Genomic DNA, 18,001 nt, shown 5'->3' on the forward strand with positions numbered 1-18,001 from the left:
CCCGACCGGCCTCTCCCGGGGCCCGAGCCGCCCGAAAAGCCTCGTCAAGGGGCCTGTGAGGCCGGCGAACCGAGACCCATGACGAAACCCCGGTGCCACGTGGCACCGGGGTTTCGCGCGTTCCGGGACCGTCACTCCTCGACGGCGTCGAACTTGTAGCCCAGGCCGCGCACGGTCAGGATGCAGCGCGGGTTCGACGGGTCCGACTCGATCTTGGCCCGCAGGCGCTTGACGTGCACGTCGAGCGTCTTGGTGTCGCCCACGTAGTCGGCGCCCCAGACGCGGTCGATGAGCTGCCCCCGGGTCAGCACCCGCCCGGCGTTGCGCAGCAGCACCTCCAGCAGCTCGAACTCCTTCAGCGGCAGCTGCACCGGCTCGCCCCGCACGGCGACGACGTGGCGGTCGACGTCCATGCGCACCGGCCCGACGGCCAGCACGGCCGTCTCCAGCTCCTCCACGACGTCGCCCTGGCGGCGCAGGACCGCGCGGATGCGGGCGACCAGCTCGCGCGAGGAGAACGGCTTGGTGACGTAGTCGTCGGCCCCCAGCTCCAGGCCCACGACCTTGTCGATCTCGCTGTCCTTGGCCGTCAGCATGATGACCGGCACCTTGGAGCGCTGCCTGAGCGAGCGGCACACCTCCGTGCCCGGCAGGCCGGGCAGCATCAAATCGAGCAGCACCAGGTCGGCGCCGTTGCGGTCGAAGGTCTCCAGCGCCTCGGGCCCGGTCGCCGCGACCGACACCTCGAAGCCCTCCTTGCGCAGCATGTAGGACAGGGCGTCGGAGAAGGACTCCTCGTCCTCGACGACGAGAACACGAGTCATTTGGCTGCCTCCAGGGGAATCGAGGGTGGTACTGCCACCGCCGTCCCGCCGAAGGCGGGCAGGCGGAGGGTGAACGTGGAGCCGGACCCTTCCTTGCTCCACACGGACACCTCGCCGGCGTGCGCGGCGGCGACGTGCTTGACGATGGCCAGGCCCAGCCCGGTGCCGCCGGTGGCGCGCGAGCGGGCGGCGTCGACGCGGAAGAAGCGCTCGAAGATGCGCTCCAGCGCCTCCTCCGGGATGCCGATGCCCTGGTCACTGACGCTGATCTCGACGGAGTCGCCCGCGGGCCGCACGCTGACGACGACCCTCGTGTGCTCGGGACTGTAGGCGACGGCGTTGTCGATCAGATTGCGCAGGGCGGTGACGAGCAGCTCGTCGTCACCCCAGATGCGCAGGCCCTCGGTTCCTCCGGTGACGAGCGTGATGTCCTTGGCGGAGGCCCTGGTGTTGCAGTGGTCGATGGCGTCTTGGACGGCTTCGTCGATGGAGACCTGACCGGGCGTCGGGATGGGCTCGGCGCCCTGGATCCGGCTGAGCGTGATCAGGTCCTGGATGAGGTAGTTGAGCCGGGCGGCCTCGAGCTGCATGCGCCCGGCGAAGCGGCTGACCGCCTCGGGGTCGTCGGCGGCGTCCTGGATGGTCTCGGCCAGCAGGCTCATGGCGCCCACCGGGGTCTTCAGCTCGTGGCTGACGTTGGCGACGAAGTCGCGGCGCACGGCCTCGACCCGCCGCCGCTCGGTCTGGTCCTCCGCCAGCACCAGCACCTGGCCGTAGGAGCCGAGCGGCGCCACGCGCACGGCGAAGTTGGTGGTCTCCTGACCGAACTTGTGCCCGGCGACGTCGATCTCGCTCTCGCGGATCTCGCCGTCGCGGCGCACCTGCCGCGCCAGCGCGAGCAGCTCCGCGGCCATCAGGCGGTCGCCCTTGACCAGCCCGAACGCCCGCGCGGCCGAGCTGGCGCGCAGGACGCGGTCGTGGGCGTCCAGGACCACCGCGGACGAGGGCAGCACGGCCAGCACGGACGCGACGCCCTGGGGCAGCGCGGCGCCGGTCTCCACTCCGTCCGTCGCGGCGGCGCGGTTGGGGGCCTCGATCTGGTTTCGGTAGAACAGGACCGCCAGCGCGCCCACCACGAACCCGGCCAGGGCCGCGAAGCTCATGGCCATCTCACTCATGCCTCCGATGGTAGGTGGCGTTTTCGCAGGGACAGACCCCCTCATCAGGGGATGAACGACCCTTTCCTGGAAAGTTCATCTCGCTGTAGGGGTTCGTTCATCGACCGGCACGTACGGTGACGACATGCGCGACGCGTACCATGAAGAACTTGATTCGCTGACCGACAAGCTGGTCGAAATGACCCGTCTGGTCCGCTCGGCCATTTCCCGTGCCACCACGGCCCTCCTCGACGCCGACCTGCAGCTCGCCGAGAGTGTCATTTCCCGGGACGAGGAAGTGAACGCGACGTTCGCCGACATCGAGACGTCGATCTTCGAGCTGATGGCCAGGCAGCAGCCGGTCGCGGTGGACCTGAGGATGGTCATCACGGCGCTGCGCATGGGCACCGATCTTGAGCGGATGGGAGACCTGGCCGTGCACGTGGCCAAGGTCGCCCGCCTGCGGCACCCCGACTCGGCGATCCCGCCCCAGCTGCGCGGCACGATCCTGGAGATGGGCCAGATCGCGGAGAACCTGGTCACCAAGGCCGGGAGCTGCGTGGCCTCGCGGGACGTGGAGTCGGCGATGGAGCTGGAGCAGGACGACGACGCGATGGACCGACTGCACCGGAAGCTCTTCCGGAGCATCCTGCACAAGGACTGGCAGCACGGAGTGGAGCCGGCTATCGACATCACCTTGGTGGGGCGGTATTACGAGCGGTACGCGGATCACGCGGTACGGGTCGCCCAGGACGTCGTCTACCTGGTCACGGGCACCCGCCCGAGCTGACTCGGACCGCCCGAGCTGACGTGGACCGCCCAAGCTAACAGGCGGCGAAGCCGCGGGTGCGGGGTTCCCGGCGATGGGTCCGGCCGGGAACCCGTTCCGCACGATCGGAGCCGGCCCCCGTTCCAGGACCGGCCCCCGTTCCAGGACCGGCCTCGTTGCAGGACCGGCCCCCGTTGCAGGACCGGCTCTCGTTCCGCGCGATCGCGGGCGGGCGCGGCGTATCGTCGGTCGGGAGCGGCGCGGACGGCCGCGCGCGGCGCCGGCGGCGGAGGAGGACCGATGTCCGACGGGCAGGACCTGACCACCGGCCGGTGCTATGTCTGCAAACGCACCTTCACCTTCGACCCGAAACAGGTGGAGACGGTGCTCATAGACCCGGAGACCAGGCTTCCGCCGGGTTTCTCCGTCCTGGGCACGCTTCGTCCGGCCGGCCCGGAAGCGGTGGGACGCTCCGCGGACGAGCCCATCTGTCCCGAGTGCGTCGACAGGACCAGGCGGCTCTGGGAGACGCACAACCCCCCGCCACCCCGCTGGGAGAGCTGGCCGCCCGCCGGCGACTGACCGGGGCACCACTCTGAAGCCTTTTCGGCCGACCGCCGACCGCTGATCGGCGATCGGCGATCGGGTCGGCCGCCGGTCAGCGACCCTGGTTGGCCACGGCCTCGATGGCGGCCTTGGCGGTCTCCGGGTCGAGGTAGCGGCCGCCGCGGACGGTCGGCCGGTAGTCGGCGTCGAGCTCGTACAGCAGCGGGATGCCCGTCGGGATGTTGAGCCCGGCGATCTCCTCGTCGCCGATGCCGTCGAGGTGCTTGACCAGGGCGCGCAGGGAGTTGCCGTGGGCGGCCACCAGGACCGTGCGGCCGGCCGCGAGGTCGGGGACGATCTCGTCGTACCAGTAGGGGAGCATGCGCTCCACCACGTCCTTCAGACACTCCGTGCGGGGCATCAGCTCCGGCGGCAGCAGCGCGTAGCGGGCGTCGCCGGCCTGGGAGTATTCGTCGCCGTCGGCGATGGGGGGCGGGGGCACGTCGTAGGAGCGGCGCCACAGCATGAACTGCTCCTCGCCGAACTCCTCCCGCGTCTGGGCCTTGTTCTTGCCCTGGAGCGCGCCGTAGTGGCGCTCGTTGAGCCGCCAGCTCCGTTTGACCGGCAGCCAGAGCAGGTCGGCCTCCGCCAGCGCGAGCTGGGCCGTCTGGATGGCCCTGGTCAGCAGGCTGGTGTGGACGACGTCCGGGCGCAGCCCGGCCTCCTGGAGCAGCCTGCCGCCGCGGCGGGCCTCTTCCTCGCCCTTGGCAGAAAGGCTCACGTCCACCCAGCCGGTGAACAGGCCCTTCGCGTTCCAGTCACTCTCGCCGTGCCTAAGCAGCACCAAAGTCGCCATGCGGCCAATCCTATGGGCCGGGCATCACCGCCGGTTCAGGCACGGTCGGGGTCGGCGAAACGGGCGAAGGCCCGCAGGTTGGCCAGGGATTCGCCGCGCTTGGCGCGCCACTCCCACTCCCGCCTGATCGAGGAGGCGAAGCCCAGCTCCAGCGCCCGGTCGAACCACTCGTCGGAGTACGTCAGCACGCAGCCGAGCAGGCGGTCGATCTCCTCCTCCGTCACGGCGGCGAGGGGCAGGCGGCCGACCAGGTAGACGTCGCCGACGGGGTCGAGGGAGAAGTGCACGCCGTACATGCTGCCGTTCTTACCGAGCAGCCAGCGGTGGAACTCCGTGTGGTTCTCGTCCGGCCGGCGGCAGAAGAACGCCTCGACGTGCAGCACCCGCTCGCCCACGATGAGCCAGGTCATGGTGGCGAGCTTGTGCTGGCCGGGCAGTTTCACCAGGAACGCCCCGGGCCGCGGCTCGTCGTAAGTGACGTCCGCGGCCTTGAGCGCGGCTTCGACGACATCGCGCATGCCGACCAGGATAGGCCCGCCGCCAGAACAAAGTACGGGTCAGAAGGACGAGACGGCCACCGGGACCTTGTGCAGGTTCGCCAGGGCGGCGGCGTAGACGTCCATGAGCCGGGCGGCCGTGGCCTGCCAGCCGAAGGCGGCCGCGTGCGCGCGGGCGCCCCGGGAGAGCTGGTCGCGCCAGGCGGGCTCGGTGACGAAGCGGCGCAGCGCCCGCGCCCAGTCGGCCGGGTCGTGGCCGTCGACGAGCACGCCGGAGGCGCCGTCGCGGACGGCCGTGCGCAGGCCCCCGACGGCGGCGGCGGCCACGGGCGTGGCGCACGCCTGCGACTCCAGCGCCACCAGGCCGAACGACTCGCTGTAGGAGGGCACGACGGTGACCGAGGCGGCGCGGTACCAGTCGGCCAGCTCCGCCTGGGCGGCCGGGGGGACGAGGCGGACGACGTCGGAGATGCCCAGCTCCGTGGCGAGGTCGGTGAGGAAGGAGGGGCGGGCCAGGCCGTTGCCCGAGGGGCCGCCCACGCAGGCGACCACCAGGCGGGAGCGGAGCGAGGGGTCGTCGATGAGCATCCTGGAGGCGGCGCGGAGCAGCACGTCGGGGGCCTTGAGCGGCTGGATGCGGCCGACGAAGAGCAGGACGTGGGCGTCCTGGGGCAGGCCGAGGCGGCGGCGGGCGGCGCCCTGCGAGGCGGGCTGGAAGACGGTGAGGTTGACGCCGGGGTTCACGACGGCGACGCGCTGCTCGGCGGCGCCGTACAGGTCGATCAGCTCGCGGGCCTCGTCGGCGGTGTTGGCCACCAGGCGGTCGGCGATGCCGACGACCTGCTGCTCGCCGACCACGCGGGCCTGGGGCTCGGGCTTGTCGCCCGCGGCGAGCAGGAGGTTCTTGACCTTGGCCATGGTGTGCATGGTGTGAACGAGGGGCACGCCCCAGCGTTCCTTGGCCAGCCAGCCGACCTGGCCGGACAGCCAGTAGTGAGAGTGGATGAGGTCGTAGCGGCCGGGGTCGTACATGGCCTCGGTGCGCAGGACCTCCGACAGGAAGGCGCAGAGCTGGGCGGGCAGGTCGGCGCGGTCCATCTCCTCGTACGGGCCCGCCGTGAGGTGCCGGACGAGCACGCCCGGCGCGAGTTCGGCCACGGGCGGCAGGTCGCGGGCGGTGGCCCGGGTGAAGATCTCCACCTCCACGCCGAGCTGCGCCAGCCGCTTGGCCGACTCGACGATGTACACGTTCATGCCGCCGGCGTCGCCCGTCCCGGGCTGGTCCAGCGGCGATGTGTGCATGCTGATGGTCGCGACCCGGCTGACCCGTCGTCGCCTCACTCGACACCACCTCCAGACGGAGTACAACCGTCCCGTATTTTTCGACATTCCCGACAGACGGTCACAACTAGGAGTACAAGTCGGCTCTCTAGGATGGGGAGCATGCGGAAGACGGCTGTGGTGACCGGTGCGAGCAGCGGGATCGGAGAGGCGACCGCGCGGCGGCTCGCCGCCGAGGGATACGACGTGGTGGCGGGGGCCCGGCGCCGCGACCGGCTGGACAAGCTGGCCGCGGAGTCGCCCTCGATCAGGCCGGTGACGCTCGATGTGACCTCGCAGGAGTCGGTGGACGCGCTGGCCGCCTCGCTGGAGCGCTGTGACGTGCTGGTCAACAACGCCGGCGGGGCGTTCGGCCTGGATCCGGTGGCCGACGCGCGGTTGGATGACTGGCAGCGCATGTACGACGTGAACGTGCTCGGCTCCCTACGCATGACCCAGGCGCTGATCCCCAAACTCGTCGCCTCCGGGGACGGCGTGCTGGTGATGCTCACCTCCACGGCCGGGCACGGCGCGTACGAGGGCGGGGGCGGCTACGTCGCGGCCAAGCACGCCCAGCGGACCATGGCCGAGACCCTGCGCCTGGAGCTGGTCGGGCAGCCGGTGCGGATCGTCGAGATCGCGCCCGGCATGGTGCGCTCCGAGGGGTTCGCGCTCACCCGGTTCGGCGGCGACGAGGAGGCCGCGGCCCGCGTGTACGCGGGCGTGCCCGACCCGCTGACCTCCGACGACGTGGCCGACGCGATCGCCTGGTCGGTGACCCGCCCGGCCCACGTGAACATCGACCGCCTGGTCATCCGCCCCCGTGCCCAGGCCGCCCAGCACAAGGTGCACCGCGTCAGTGACTGAGCCCGGTGCGCCGGGAGGCTCTGGAGGCCGGCCCGTGGACGCGCCGGCCCCGGCGACCGGCCGGGGGGCGGGCCGTGGCTAGGCCGGTCGGGACGATCACCCGGGGCACGACCGGTCACAACCGGTTGCGGCGCTGCGACCGCTGGGTGGCGGCGGTGCACGGGCCGCTGCTGCGCTCGGCGGCGCGCCCGCTGGTCGTGGACCTCGGCTACGGGGCCTCGCACACCACGACGCTGGAGCTGTTCACGCGGCTGCGCCGGGTGGTCCCCGAGGTCGAGGTGGTGGGGATCGAGATCGATCCGGCCAGGGTGGCGGTGGCGAAGCCGTACGAGCGGGAGGGGCTGAGCTTCCGGCTGGGCGGCTTCGAGCTGCCCGTCCCGCGCCCGCCGGCGCTGGTGCGGGCCTTCAACGTGCTGCGCCAGTACGGCGAGGACGAGGCGTGGCGGTACTGGGACGCGCTCAGGGAGCGGCTGGCCCCGGGCGGCGTGCTGGTCGAGGGCACCTGCTCGGAGACCGGGCGGCGGGCGGTCTGGGTGGGGCTGTCGCCGGAGGGGCCGGAGACGATCACGTTCTCGGCCCGGTTCGACGCCTTCGAACGGCCTTCCGACCTGGCCGACCGGCTTCCCAAGACGCTCATCCACCGGAACGTGCCGGGTGAGCGGATCCATGCGTTCCTGAGCGACTTCGACCGGGCCTGGGCGGTCAGCGCGCCGTACGGGGCGCACGGGCGGCGGCAGCGGTGGCTGGCCGCGATCCGGGTGCTCTCCGCGTCCTGGCCGGTCCCGGCGCGTCCGCCGCTGGGGGGTCCGGCCCGGTGGCGGCTCGGCGAGCTGACGCTGCCGTGGCAGGCCGTCGATCCCCGGTAAATGGTCTATTTCGCACACGAGATCTCCGGTATATGGTCGCGGTGCGGTCCAACTCGTTCAAGTTCGGTCGCAACCTGTCGGGGGAAGTCAGGCACGATCCTCGTCAAGGAGAGCCGGGATGAAGAGATTCTCAGGCTGGGCCCGCCGCCTCGTCGCGGTGGCGGTCCTCTCAGGAGCCGTCGTCGCCTTACCCGTGCAGGAGGCGCTCGCCGCGCCCCCGCTCACCACCCCATGGACCGCCGAGGTGACCCCGGGCAACGCGTTGCCGGAGTATCCGCGGCCCCAGCTCGTACGTCCCGAGTGGCAGAACCTCAACGGCCTGTGGCAGTTCGCCGCGACCGGCTCCATCACCACGCCGCCCACCGGGCAGGACCTGGCCGGGCAGGTGCTCGTGCCGTACCCGATCGAGTCGGGACTGTCGCGCGTCCAGCGGCACGAGGACCGCATGTGGTACCGCAGGACCTTCACCGTCCCGGACGCCTGGTCGGGGCGGCGCGTGCGGCTCAACTTCGGCGCGGTGAGCTGGGAGGCCCGCGTCTGGGTGAACGGCGTCCTGGTCGGCGCCCACACCGGCGCCTACGACCCCTTCTCCTTCGACGTCACCGGCGCGCTGCGCGCCGGCCAGAACGAGCTGATCGTCGGCGTGTACGCCCCGGTCGACGCCACCGGAGCGCCCATCGGCAAGCAGCGCCGCTCGCCCGGCGGCATCTTCTACACCGCGCACTCCGGCATCTGGCAGACCGTGTGGATGGAGCCGGTCAACGCGGCGAGCGTCACCCGCCTGGACACCGTGCCGGACGTCGCCGCCGGGCAGCTCGACCTGGTCGTGCACGCGGCCGGGGCCTCGGGACAGCAGGTGAGGGCCGAGGTCATGACCGGCGGGACCGTGGTCGGCACCGCGACCGGCGCGATCGGCGCGCACCTGCGCGTCCCGGTGCCGAACGCCCGGCTGTGGACGCCGGACGACCCCTTCCTGTACGACCTCAGGGTCACGCTCACCGGCGCCGGCGGGGGCGACGTCGTGACCGGATACTTCGGGATGAGGTCGGTGGGCAAGGCCATGGTCGGCGGCGTGCTCCGCCCGACGCTGAACGGCCGGTTCGTCTACCAGCTCGGCACCCTCGACCAGGGCTACTGGCCCGACGGCATCTCCACCGCCCCCACCGACGCCGCCCTCCGCTTCGACCTGGAGCAGCAGAAGGCGCTCGGCTTCAACACCGTGCGCAAGCACGTCAAGGTCGAGCCCGCCCGCTGGTACTACTGGGCCGACCGGCTCGGCCTGATGGTCTGGCAGGACATGCCGTCGATGCGCACCGGCGTCAGCCCGTCGGCCGCCGACCGGGCCAACTTCGAGAGCGAGCTGCGCCGCATGGTCGACCACCTGCGCGGGATCACCTCGATCGTGCAGTGGGTGCCGTTCAACGAGGGCTGGGGCGAGTACGACCCGGCCCGCATCGCCGACCTGGTCAAGAGCTGGGACCCCAGCCGCCTGGTGAACAACAACTCCGGCTCCAACTGCTGCGGCTTCGACGGCGGCAACGGCGACGTCATCGACGACCACATCTATGTCGGCCCCGGCACGCCGCAGCGGCCCAGCGCGAGCAGGGTGGCCGTGCTGGGCGAGTTCGGCGGGCTCGGCCTGTTCAGCCCCGGTCACCAGTGGCCGGGCACCGGCTTCGCGTACGAGATGACCGCGAGCGCGGCGGCGCTGACCGGCCGCTACGTCTCGGTCAACGAGCAGCTCAAGCCGCTCATCGTGGACAACGGCCTGTCCGCCTCCATCTACACCCAGCCCACCGACGTCGAGAACGAGGTCAACGGCCTGTGGACGTACGACCGGCGGGTGCTCAAGGTGGACGCCGCGCGGGTGCGGGCCGTCAACCGCTCGGTGATCCAGTCCGCCACCGGCCTGACGGCGGACGGCCTCGTCTCGCTGCGCGTCACCACGCCGGGGTTCACCGACCGCTTCCTGCGCCACCGGGACGGGCCGGCCCGCACCGACGTGGTCACCGCCGGCGCAGCCGACGGCCTCAAGCTGGACGCCACCTTCCGGGCGCGGCCCGGCCTGGCCGACCCCGCCTGCTTCTCCTTCGAGTCGCGCAACTTCCCCGGCCACTACCTGCGGCACTCCGGCTTCCGCGTACGCCACGACGCCCGCGACGGCTCGGCCCCATTCGACCGGGACGCGACCTTCTGCGCCCGGCCGCCGCAGGCGGGCACCGGCGTGTCGCTGGAGTCGCTGAACCTGCCCGGCCACTACCTGCGCCACTTCGCCGAGGCCGTCTACGTCGCCCGCAGCGGCGGCCCCAACGCCTGGGACACCGCCGCGTCGTTCGCCGCCGACGTCACCTGGCTGCCGGACACGCCGTGGTGGCGCAGCGGCGCCGACCTGACCGTGGGAGCGGCCCAGTCGCTGCGCGTCACCACGCCGGGGTTCACCGACCGGTACCTGCGCCACCAGGACGGGCTGGCCCGCACCGACGTGGTCACCGCCGCCGGCTCGGCGCCGCTCAAGCAGGACGCCACGTTCTACGTGCGGCGGGGGCTGGCCGAGGGGAGCTGTTACTCCTTCGAGTCGCGCAACTTCCCCGGGCACTACCTGCGGCACGCGGACTTCCGGGTGCGCAAGGACGCGCGCGACGGGTCCGCCCTGTTCGACCGGGACGCCACGTTCTGCGCCCAGCCGGCGCGGGCCGGGGGGACGGGGGTGACGCTGGCCTCGTACAACATCGCCGGGCACGCCGTCAGGCACTACGCCGAGGAGGTGCACATCGCGGTGCCGGGCGGGTCGCACGCCTTCGACTCGCCGGTGAGCTACGACCAGGACGTCACCTGGGCGGTCGGGCCACCGTGGGCGCCCTGACCTGACCCGGAGGCGCGCCTCACAGGCTCCCGAGGCTTGTGACGGCGCGCCTCGTGCGCGCTCACGCAGGTCAGAGCCGGGCCTCGAAGACGGCGTACGCGGCCGCGTCGAACAGCACGAACCGCACCTCCTCCACGGCGGTGTCCGCCTGCCGGACCGTCTCCAGGGCGATGCCGGCGGCGTCGTCCATCGGCCAGCCGTAGATGCCGGTCGAGATGGCGGGGAAGGCCACCGAGGCGGCGCCCAGCGAGTCGGCCACCCGCAACGACTCCCGGTAGCAGGAGGCCAGCAGCTCCGAGCGGTCCTCGGAGGCGGAGTAGACGGGGCCGACCGTGTGGATGACCCACTTGGCGGGCAGCCGCCCCGCCGTGGTGGCCACCGCCTGGCCGGTCGGCAACCCCTTGCCGTAGTGGCCGGCGCGCAGCTTCCTGCACTCCTCCAGGATCTCGGGGCCGCCCCTGCGGTGGATCGCGCCGTCGACGCCACCGCCGCCCATCAGGGAGGAGTTGGCGGCGTTCACGATGGCGTCCGCGTGCTGCCCGGTGATGTCGCCTCGGACCAGGGTGAGCTTCATCCCCCCAGATTGTCAGCGTCGCGCCGGACTTTCAGCGACGCGCGGGGATCGACGCGCGGGGGGACAGCGACGAACCGGAGTGCCGGCGATGAGCTGGAGTATCGGCGATGGGCGGTCCCCGCAAGTGCCGGGACCGCCCATCAGGATCATCCGCCGGTCACGCAATGGGTGATGACGCTGACCCTGTCGCTCCTGCCGCTGTTGTTGCGGAACACCATCTGCCAGGATCTTCCGACGGCCTGGCTCTCGACGACGGAGGCGTTGACGTACGTCCCCACCCAGTCGTGACCGCCGCTGGTCGGGACGCTGCCCGCCGGGCAGGCTCCACCGGTCACCCGCACGGAGGCGTTGGCGGGAACCAGCGTCGCGGCTCCCCGCATCTGCATGAGCCGCAGTGTCGCCGCGGGTCCCGGCGGGCCTGCCGGCCCCCGATCGCCCTGGGCGCCCTGCGGTCCCGGCCTGCCCTGTGGCCCTGCGGGCCCCATCGGACCGGTGGCACCTCTCGGACCGGTGGCACCCCGAGCCCCGGCCGGCCCGGCGACACCCCGAGGGCCGGGAGGACCCGCAGGACCCCGCTCACCCCGAGGACCCGTCGCTCCCCGGGCACCCGCCGGACCGGTCTCACCGGGAGGACCGGCCGGACCCTCAGGACCTGTCTCGCCTCGGGGGCCCGCCGGACCGGTGGCGCCGGCACGGCCCGTCTGGCCCCGGGGTCCGGCGGGGCCTGTGGCGCCTCGCTCTCCTCGAGGGCCGGCGGGACCGGTGGCGCCGGCGGGACCGGTGTCGCCCCGGGGGCCTGCCGGACCGGTGGCTCCCGCGGGGCCTCGCTCTCCCCGAGGGCCGGTTGCCCCTTGGGGGCCCGCCGGCCCGGTCTCGCCGCGAGGGCCTGCCGGGCCGGCAGCGCCCGTCTCACCCCGGGGGCCGGTCGGACCGGTCGCGCCCGCCGGACCCCGTTCTCCGCGCGCTCCCGGTTGACCGGTGGCACCCGCGGGCCCCCGCTCACCCCGGGGACCCGCCGGGCCTGTGGCACCCGTCGGACCCGTGGCACCGGGATCTCCCTGCGGGCCCACAGGGCCGGTCTCGCCCCGTTGACCGGCCGGGCCGATCGGTCCCGCCGGGCCGGCCTCGCCCCTGGGACCCGCCGGCCCCCGGGCGCCCGCGGGGCCGGCCTCACCCCGGGGTCCCGCCGGACCGGTGGCGCCCATCGGACCCGCCGGGCCGACCTCACCACGCTGTCCCGCCTCGCCCCGCTCGCCTCTCGGCCCCGCCGGGCCGGTGGCGCCGATCGGGCCCGCCGGACCCGGGGCACCCGCCGGGCCGGCCTCACCACGGGGTCCCGCCGGGCCGGTGGCGCCCATCGGGCCCGCAGGACCCGGCTCACCACGCTGCCCCGCCTCGCCCCGCTCGCCTCTCGGCCCCGCCGGACCGGTGGCGCCGATCGGGCCCGCAGGACCCGCCTCACCACGAGGACCAGCCTCGCCCCTCTCACCCCGGGACCCCGCCGGACCGGTGGCGCCCACCGGACCCGCAGGACCCGGCTCACCACGCTGCCCCGCCTCGCCCCGCTCGCCTCTCGGCCCCGCCGGACCGGTGGCGCCCACCGGACCCGCAGGACCCGCCTCACCACGAGGACCCGCCGGGCCGACCTCACCACGGGAACCCGCCTCACCGCGCGGTCCCGCCGGACCCGCTTCACCACGGGGACCCGCCGGACCCGCTTCACCACGGGGACCCGCCGGGCCGGTGGCGCCCACCGGGCCCGCGGGCCCCGCCTCGCCACGGGGACCCGCCGCGCCCGTCTCGCCACGAGGACCCGCCGGACCGGCCTCTCCACGCGGACCGGCAGGACCGGCCTCGCCACGCGGACCCGCCGCACCGCGCTCTCCCCTGGGACCGGTCGCCCCCCGGGCACCCGCCGGACCCGTCTCGCCACGGGGACCAGCCGGCCCCACCTCGCCACGGGGACCGGCAGGACCGGCCTCTCCAGGCGGACCGGCAGGGCCGCCCTCGCCACGAGGACCCGCCGCACCACGCTCTCCCCTGGGACCGGTCCGGCCGGTGGGGCCCGCGGGACCTGCCGGCCCCGTCGCACCGCGCGGACCCGCGGGACCGGTGTCCCCGCGGGGGCCCGCCGGCCCGATCTCTCCACGCGGACCGGCGGGACCCGCCCCCCCACCCGGGCCCCCCCGACCCCGCTCTCCCCCGGGACCTTCCCCCCCCCCGGGCCCCCCCCGGCCCCCGCCGGCCCCGTCGCCCCGCGCGGCCCCGCCGGCCCGATCTCTCCACGCGGACCCGCCGGCCCGGTCTCTCCACGTGGACCGGCAGGACCGGCCTCGCCACCGCACCCCGGGAACCGGTCGCACCGCGGGCGCCCGCCGGGCCGGCGACACCCTGCGGACCCGGCAGACCCCGTTCCCCCCGGGGACCGGTCGCTCCCCGGGCGCCCGTCGCGCCCCTCGGACCGGCGACGCCCTGCGGACCTGTCAGGCCCCTTTCTCCTCGCGGGCCGGTCGCACCGCGCGGACCCGCCGCTCCCTGGGGACCCGCCGGGCCTCGTTCACCCCTGGGGCCCGCCGCGCCCCGAGGGCCGGTCGCGCCGCGCGGGCCTGTGACGCCCTGGGGGCCGGTGAGACCCCGTTCGCCTCTGGGGCCGGTCGCGCCCCGGGGACCGGTCGCGCCCCGAGGGCCCGTCGCACCGGTCTGTCCTCGTGGGCCGATGGGGCCCCGTTCTCCTCGCGGGCCCGCCGGACCCCTGGCACCCGCCGGGCCCCTCTCGCCCTGGGCTCCGTCGCGGCCGGGTACGCCTTGCGGGCCTCTCGGGCCCTGCGGTCCCGCCGGACCTCGTGGGCCCGTCTTCCCCGGTGGTCCGGCGGGTCCCCGTGGGCCCTGCGGCCCCGGTCTGCCGGGTTGTGCCGGGGCGGGGTCGGCGACGACCGCCGCCGAGCCGGCCAGGCTCGCCGAGGCCGGGCGATCGTCGTAGAGCCGGCGGCGCACCACGGCGTCCTGCCCGGCCGGTACGACCCGTCCGGCGGACGCCTCAAGGAAGACCTCGGATATCCGCCCCAACGACGCCGCCCGCGACGCTCTCGCCGCCGCCGCCTCTGGGGTGATGACCGCCAATGTCGAATGAAAGCCCGTAAGCCCTGCCGAAAGGACAAGAAAGCGCGTCAGCGCATTGAATTCCACGTCCGCCATGTTCACAAACGGTCAATAGCAGGACAACCCACAAGATCCACGTACATCTTCAAGAAGTACTCAAGAAAGACTCGAAAATCCGGCACTAAACCAAGGCCGAGCGCATCGCCCCTTTACCTCGCCCCGGCAAACACCCACAGAAACCATGGAAATCGACAAATCGGACCGTGACGGCCTGGCGACGGTCAGGAGTGGCGCCACCCGTTTGCCAGCTCGACGCTCTGTAGAGCTACCCTGAAGGACGTGAAGGGTCTCGGCGAGCTTGAACGCAGCATCATGGACATCCTCTGGGCGGAGAACACCGCACTGACCGCCCGCGAGGTCGGCAAGTTGATAGCCGACCGCGACCTGGCCCCCACCACGGTCATGACCGTTCTCGACCGCCTCACCCGCAAGGGCTTCCTGGAGCGCACCCGTGACGGGCGCGCCTGGCGGTACGAACCGGCGGAAAGCCGCGACGCGTACATCGCGGAGCTTATGCTGGAAGCCTTGGATCTGACGGGCGACCGCTCGGCCGCCCTGACCCGTTTCGCCCAGGCCGTGTCGGGCACCGAGGCGGAGATCCTGCGCAGAGCCCTTACGGAGCTGGAGGAAGAGTGATCACGGCAGCGGCGCTGGCAACGCTCGCCACGGCGTGCGCGGTCGGCTCCTGGCGTTTCACTAGAGCCGGCTGGACCTCACGCGCCCCCCGGCTGGCCATCATTCTCTGGCAGTCCCTCGGCGTGTCCTGGGGGCTGGCCACCACGGGCGCGATGCTCGCCTACGCCGTGCAGCCCTACGGCTCCGGCGTGCTGCACGGGCTGATCGCGTTCGCGCGCGGGGAGACGCCCGCGCAGGCGTGGGACCCGCTGCACGTCCTGGCCCTGATCGCGGGACTCACCGCGCTGGCCGTGCTGATCGCGGTGCTGCTCACCGCGGGCGTGCAGGCGCTGCGGGCCCGCCGCAGGCACCGCATGCTGCTGGCGCTGATCTCCCACGACGATCCCGGCGTGCCGGGCGTGCGGGTGCTGGCCCATCCCAGCGCCGCCGCCTACTGCGTGCCGGGGCTGCGCTCGCAGGTCGTGGTCAGCGAGGGCGCGCTCAAGCTGCTGTCGGAGGGCGAGCTGGACGCCGTGCTGGCGCACGAGGCCGCCCACGTACGCGAGCGCCACGACCTGGTGCTGCTGCCGTTCGCCGCGCTGCGCAGGGCGCTGCCCTGGTCCAAGGTGGTGGCCGACGCGCAGGCGCAGGTCGAGCTGCTGATCGAGATGGCCGCCGACGACCGGGCCCGCCGCTACTGCTCGCCGCGCAGGCTGGCCACGGCGCTGCTGCGGTTCGGCACGGCCGGGGCCATGCCGGCCCCGCACGGCATGATGGGCCTGGGCGCCCACAACGTCATGGCCAGGGTCGATCGCCTGATCAAGCCGGCCCCCGAGCTGGCCGCCACCGTGCGTTATGGCTTCGTCGCGCTTTCTGTGACTTTGCTCACCAGCGCCCCGATCCTGTGGGTTGTCCAGCTCTAACGCTTGCTGGTGTTAACCGTCGCGTTTGCAATTGCAAGCAACGCGCGGCAGACTGTGGGTATGGCACTACCCAAGGTCGGCTCGATCGGTGAATACATCCGTGAGCAGCGGCAGCAGGCGAAGATCTCGCTGCGCCAGCTCGCCGCGGCGGCGGGGGTCTCCAACCCCTACCTGAGCCAGATCGAGCGCGGGTTGCGCAAGCCCAGCGCGGAGATTCTCAACCAGATCGCCAAGGGTCTGCGCATCTCCTCGCAGGCGCTTTACGTGCAGGCGGGCCTCATCGAGGACCGCGAGCCGCCGAGCGATGTGATCACCGCGATCAGAGCCGACGACGCCCTCAGCGAACGGCAACGCCAGGTTCTGATCGACATTTATGAGTCGTTCCGCAAGGAGAAGCACGCCGAAGACGAGCAGACCTCCCAGAATGCTCGCCCCCGGCATGACTCCGGTTCGGACGACGAGCCGCTGCCCGAGGAGTTTCTCGCCGCTCTTGAGCCCTATGCGGCGTCCTCCGGCAACGGCAACGTCACCCAGGAAACCAAGGAAGGTTAACCCATGACGCTCGCCACCGAAGTCAAGAAGCTCACCGAGTCCAAGCCGTTCTACGCCGTCGCCGGCGTCGGCGACTTCGCCGTCGAGAAGCTGCGCGAGCTGCCCGAGCAGCTGCAGAAGCTGCAGTCGCGCCGCTACGAGCTGGCCAAGGACCTGCCCGCCAAGGCCCGCGAATACGCCGACAAGGCCGAGGGCATCGCCAGGGAGTTCCCCGACAAGGCTCGCGAGTACGCCGACCAGCTCACCCACAAGGCCACCGAGGTCTACGAGGACTTCGCCACCCGTGGCCGCAAGGTCGTGAGCAAGGCCAGCGGCACGGCCGCCCTGGAGCTCGAAGAGGTCTCGGAGGCCGCCGAGCCGGCCGTCGCCGAGCCCGTGGAGCCGGTCAAGAAGACCCGCTCCGCCAAGGCCCAGGCCTGATCCTCACCCGGGGCCCGTCTCCCAGCGGGAGGCGGGCCTTTTCCCTTTCACGGGGTGCCCGCGTGTCGGGGGCGCCTATTAGGCTGAAGCCGTTTGCATCGCGGCATCGTGCGGAGACGACAACATGAGCATGATCAACGGGGTTTTCAACCTCCTCTTCCTGGTGGTCGCCGTCGCCATCCTCGGCATGTCGATCTACGCGTTCGTGCACGCGCTGCGGGTGCACCCCAACGCGTTCATCTCGGCGGGCAAGCTGAAGAAGAACCTGTGGCTGCTGATCCTCGGGCTGGCCACGCTCTTCTCGGCCGCCGGCGCGTTGAGCTACTTCCAGGCTTTCATGGTGTTCGGCGGCGACCGCTTCATCGGCATCGGGCTCGGGCTGTTCTCGATCGCGGCGGTCATCGCGGCCACGATCTACATCGTCGACGTCAAGCCGGCGGTGAAGGGCATGGGCGGCGGCCGGGGCAGCAGCGGCCCCTACGGCCCCTGGTGATCGCGGCTCAGGCGACTCTTCCGCCGGCCAGGCGGCGATCCAGCTCTTCCGCCAGCCAGGCGGCGATGCTCTCGTGCCCGGCGAGCGTGGGGTGCACGCCGTCGGGCAGGGTCGTCCCGGCCGGCCACCTCTCGCGTAGCGGGTCCAGAAACGCCACCTCGCCCGCCCTGGCCGCCGCGGCGAGGGCGTCGCGCACGACGTACGCCTTCCTGGGCGGCTCGCCCAGCCAGATGGGGCCGACCATGACGGTCCGGGTGCGCGGCCAGTGCGCGCGCACCTGCGCCAGCAGCCGCGCCGCGGCCCGGCGCACGCGCGGCGCGCTCCAGCGCCGGTCGTTGTGCCCGCCCGAGATGACCAGCAGCTCGGGGGCCGGCCGCCAGGCCAGCTCCCTCTCGAACGAGCGCCGGAACGTGCGGCCCGCGCGGCCCTCGTTGCAGAAGCCGGTGCCGCCCGCGCCGGCGATGACCGGCTGCCGGCCGAGCAGCCGGGCGGCCTGCGCGGCGTAGGTCCGCCGGCGCGGCACCGGCCCCGACCCGACCGTGAAGCTGTCGCCCACGAACATCATCACCGGCGCCGCCGGCCGCGCGGGCGGCGCCTGCTCCGGCGTCTTCTGCGGCGCCGCGCAGGCCGGCAGCGCCAGCAGCGCGACGGCCGGCACGATCAGCTGCGTCAGGCCGCGCATGACCACCTCAGAGCACTA

Annotated in this window: 18 protein-coding genes; 10 read left to right on the forward strand and 8 right to left on the reverse strand. The window is 73.1% G+C overall.

Annotated features, from left to right (window positions below; translation table 11 throughout):
* Positions 1-131: 131 nt before the first annotated feature.
* Positions 132-824, reverse strand: coding sequence for a response regulator (locus IO39_RS19435; protein WP_043624894.1), 693 nt, complete (start codon positions 822-824; stop codon positions 132-134).
* Positions 821-1,993, reverse strand: a complete 1,173-nt coding sequence (locus IO39_RS19440; RefSeq protein WP_043624896.1) for a sensor histidine kinase — start codon at positions 1,991-1,993, stop codon at positions 821-823. Before IO39_RS19440 ends, IO39_RS19435 begins: the two co-directional genes overlap by 4 nt.
* 133 nt (positions 1,994-2,126) lie before the next feature.
* Here IO39_RS19440 and phoU point away from each other — a divergent pair, with 133 nt between their 5' ends.
* Both phoU and IO39_RS19450 read left to right on the forward strand, forming a co-directional pair.
* On the forward strand, positions 2,127-2,771 hold the full coding sequence (gene phoU, locus IO39_RS19445; protein ID WP_043624898.1) for a phosphate signaling complex protein PhoU: 645 nt from the start codon (positions 2,127-2,129) through the stop codon (positions 2,769-2,771).
* 279 nt (positions 2,772-3,050) lie between these two features.
* Positions 3,051-3,332 carry a hypothetical protein gene (locus tag IO39_RS19450; RefSeq protein WP_043624899.1) on the forward strand — a complete coding sequence of 94 codons (282 nt, stop codon included), beginning with the start codon at positions 3,051-3,053 and terminating at the stop codon, positions 3,330-3,332.
* A gap of 76 nt (positions 3,333-3,408) precedes the next feature.
* Here the strand turns inward: IO39_RS19450 and IO39_RS19455 are convergent, their stop codons facing one another.
* The 3 genes from IO39_RS19455 to mshA are packed head-to-tail and all read right to left on the reverse strand — an operon-like array spanning position 3,409 to position 5,990.
* Positions 3,409-4,152 (reverse strand): phosphoglyceromutase, encoded by a 744-nt coding sequence (locus IO39_RS19455; RefSeq protein ID WP_043624901.1) that lies wholly within the window; start codon positions 4,150-4,152, stop codon positions 3,409-3,411.
* Between the two features lie 35 nt (positions 4,153-4,187).
* Positions 4,188-4,670, reverse strand: coding sequence for a type III secretion system chaperone family protein (locus tag IO39_RS19460; protein WP_043624904.1), 483 nt, complete (start codon positions 4,668-4,670; stop codon positions 4,188-4,190).
* Positions 4,671-4,709: 39 nt separating this feature from the next.
* A complete protein-coding gene (mshA, locus tag IO39_RS19465; RefSeq protein ID WP_043624906.1) occupies positions 4,710-5,990 on the reverse strand; it encodes a D-inositol-3-phosphate glycosyltransferase in 1,281 nt (426 codons plus the stop codon).
* 102 nt (positions 5,991-6,092) lie between these two features.
* Between mshA and IO39_RS19470 the strand changes: the two genes are divergently transcribed.
* From IO39_RS19470 to IO39_RS19480, 3 genes are all read left to right on the forward strand, one after another.
* Positions 6,093-6,836 (forward strand): SDR family NAD(P)-dependent oxidoreductase, encoded by a 744-nt coding sequence (locus tag IO39_RS19470; RefSeq protein ID WP_043624908.1) that lies wholly within the window; start codon positions 6,093-6,095, stop codon positions 6,834-6,836.
* 74 nt (positions 6,837-6,910) lie between these two features.
* The gene (locus IO39_RS19475) at positions 6,911-7,702 is read left to right on the forward strand and encodes a class I SAM-dependent methyltransferase (protein WP_084773115.1); all 792 of its coding nucleotides are present in this window, start codon (positions 6,911-6,913) and stop codon (positions 7,700-7,702) included.
* Positions 7,703-7,820: 118 nt separating this feature from the next.
* On the forward strand, positions 7,821-10,565 hold the full coding sequence (locus tag IO39_RS19480; RefSeq protein WP_043624911.1) for a glycoside hydrolase family 2: 2,745 nt from the start codon (positions 7,821-7,823) through the stop codon (positions 10,563-10,565).
* Between the two features lie 70 nt (positions 10,566-10,635).
* On the opposite strand, the gene IO39_RS19485 is transcribed toward IO39_RS19480, so the two are convergent.
* Positions 10,636-11,139 (reverse strand): O-acetyl-ADP-ribose deacetylase, encoded by a 504-nt coding sequence (locus IO39_RS19485; RefSeq protein WP_043624914.1) that lies wholly within the window; start codon positions 11,137-11,139, stop codon positions 10,636-10,638.
* A 146-nt stretch (positions 11,140-11,285) separates the two neighbouring features.
* Positions 11,286-11,525 carry a hypothetical protein gene (locus IO39_RS57800; RefSeq protein ID WP_245642085.1) on the reverse strand — a complete coding sequence of 80 codons (240 nt, stop codon included), beginning with the start codon at positions 11,523-11,525 and terminating at the stop codon, positions 11,286-11,288.
* 3,052 nt (positions 11,526-14,577) lie between these two features.
* Between IO39_RS57800 and IO39_RS19510 the strand changes: the two genes are divergently transcribed.
* From IO39_RS19510 to IO39_RS19530, 5 genes are all read left to right on the forward strand, one after another.
* Complete coding sequence (locus IO39_RS19510; RefSeq protein ID WP_084773123.1) at positions 14,578-14,934, forward strand: BlaI/MecI/CopY family transcriptional regulator; 357 nt, start codon at positions 14,578-14,580, stop codon at positions 14,932-14,934.
* Positions 14,931-15,836, forward strand: a complete 906-nt coding sequence (locus IO39_RS19515) for a M56 family metallopeptidase (RefSeq protein ID WP_043624916.1) — start codon at positions 14,931-14,933, stop codon at positions 15,834-15,836. Before IO39_RS19510 ends, IO39_RS19515 begins: the two co-directional genes overlap by 4 nt.
* 60 nt (positions 15,837-15,896) lie before the next feature.
* Positions 15,897-16,388: a helix-turn-helix domain-containing protein gene (locus IO39_RS19520; protein WP_043624918.1), complete on the forward strand. Its 492-nt coding sequence runs from the start codon at positions 15,897-15,899 to the stop codon at positions 16,386-16,388.
* Positions 16,389-16,391: 3 nt separating this feature from the next.
* Positions 16,392-16,808, forward strand: coding sequence for a hypothetical protein (locus tag IO39_RS19525; protein ID WP_043624919.1), 417 nt, complete (start codon positions 16,392-16,394; stop codon positions 16,806-16,808).
* Positions 16,809-16,932: 124 nt separating this feature from the next.
* Positions 16,933-17,301 carry a DUF2516 family protein gene (locus IO39_RS19530; RefSeq protein WP_043624921.1) on the forward strand — a complete coding sequence of 123 codons (369 nt, stop codon included), beginning with the start codon at positions 16,933-16,935 and terminating at the stop codon, positions 17,299-17,301.
* 7 nt (positions 17,302-17,308) lie between these two features.
* On the opposite strand, the gene IO39_RS19535 is transcribed toward IO39_RS19530, so the two are convergent.
* A complete protein-coding gene (locus IO39_RS19535) occupies positions 17,309-17,983 on the reverse strand; it encodes an SGNH/GDSL hydrolase family protein (RefSeq protein ID WP_157548615.1) in 675 nt (224 codons plus the stop codon).
* Positions 17,984-18,001: the final 18 nt, after the last annotated feature.

The sequence above is a fragment of the Nonomuraea candida genome, assembly GCF_000725485.1.
GTDB classification, from domain to species: domain Bacteria; phylum Actinomycetota; class Actinomycetes; order Streptosporangiales; family Streptosporangiaceae; genus Nonomuraea; species Nonomuraea candida.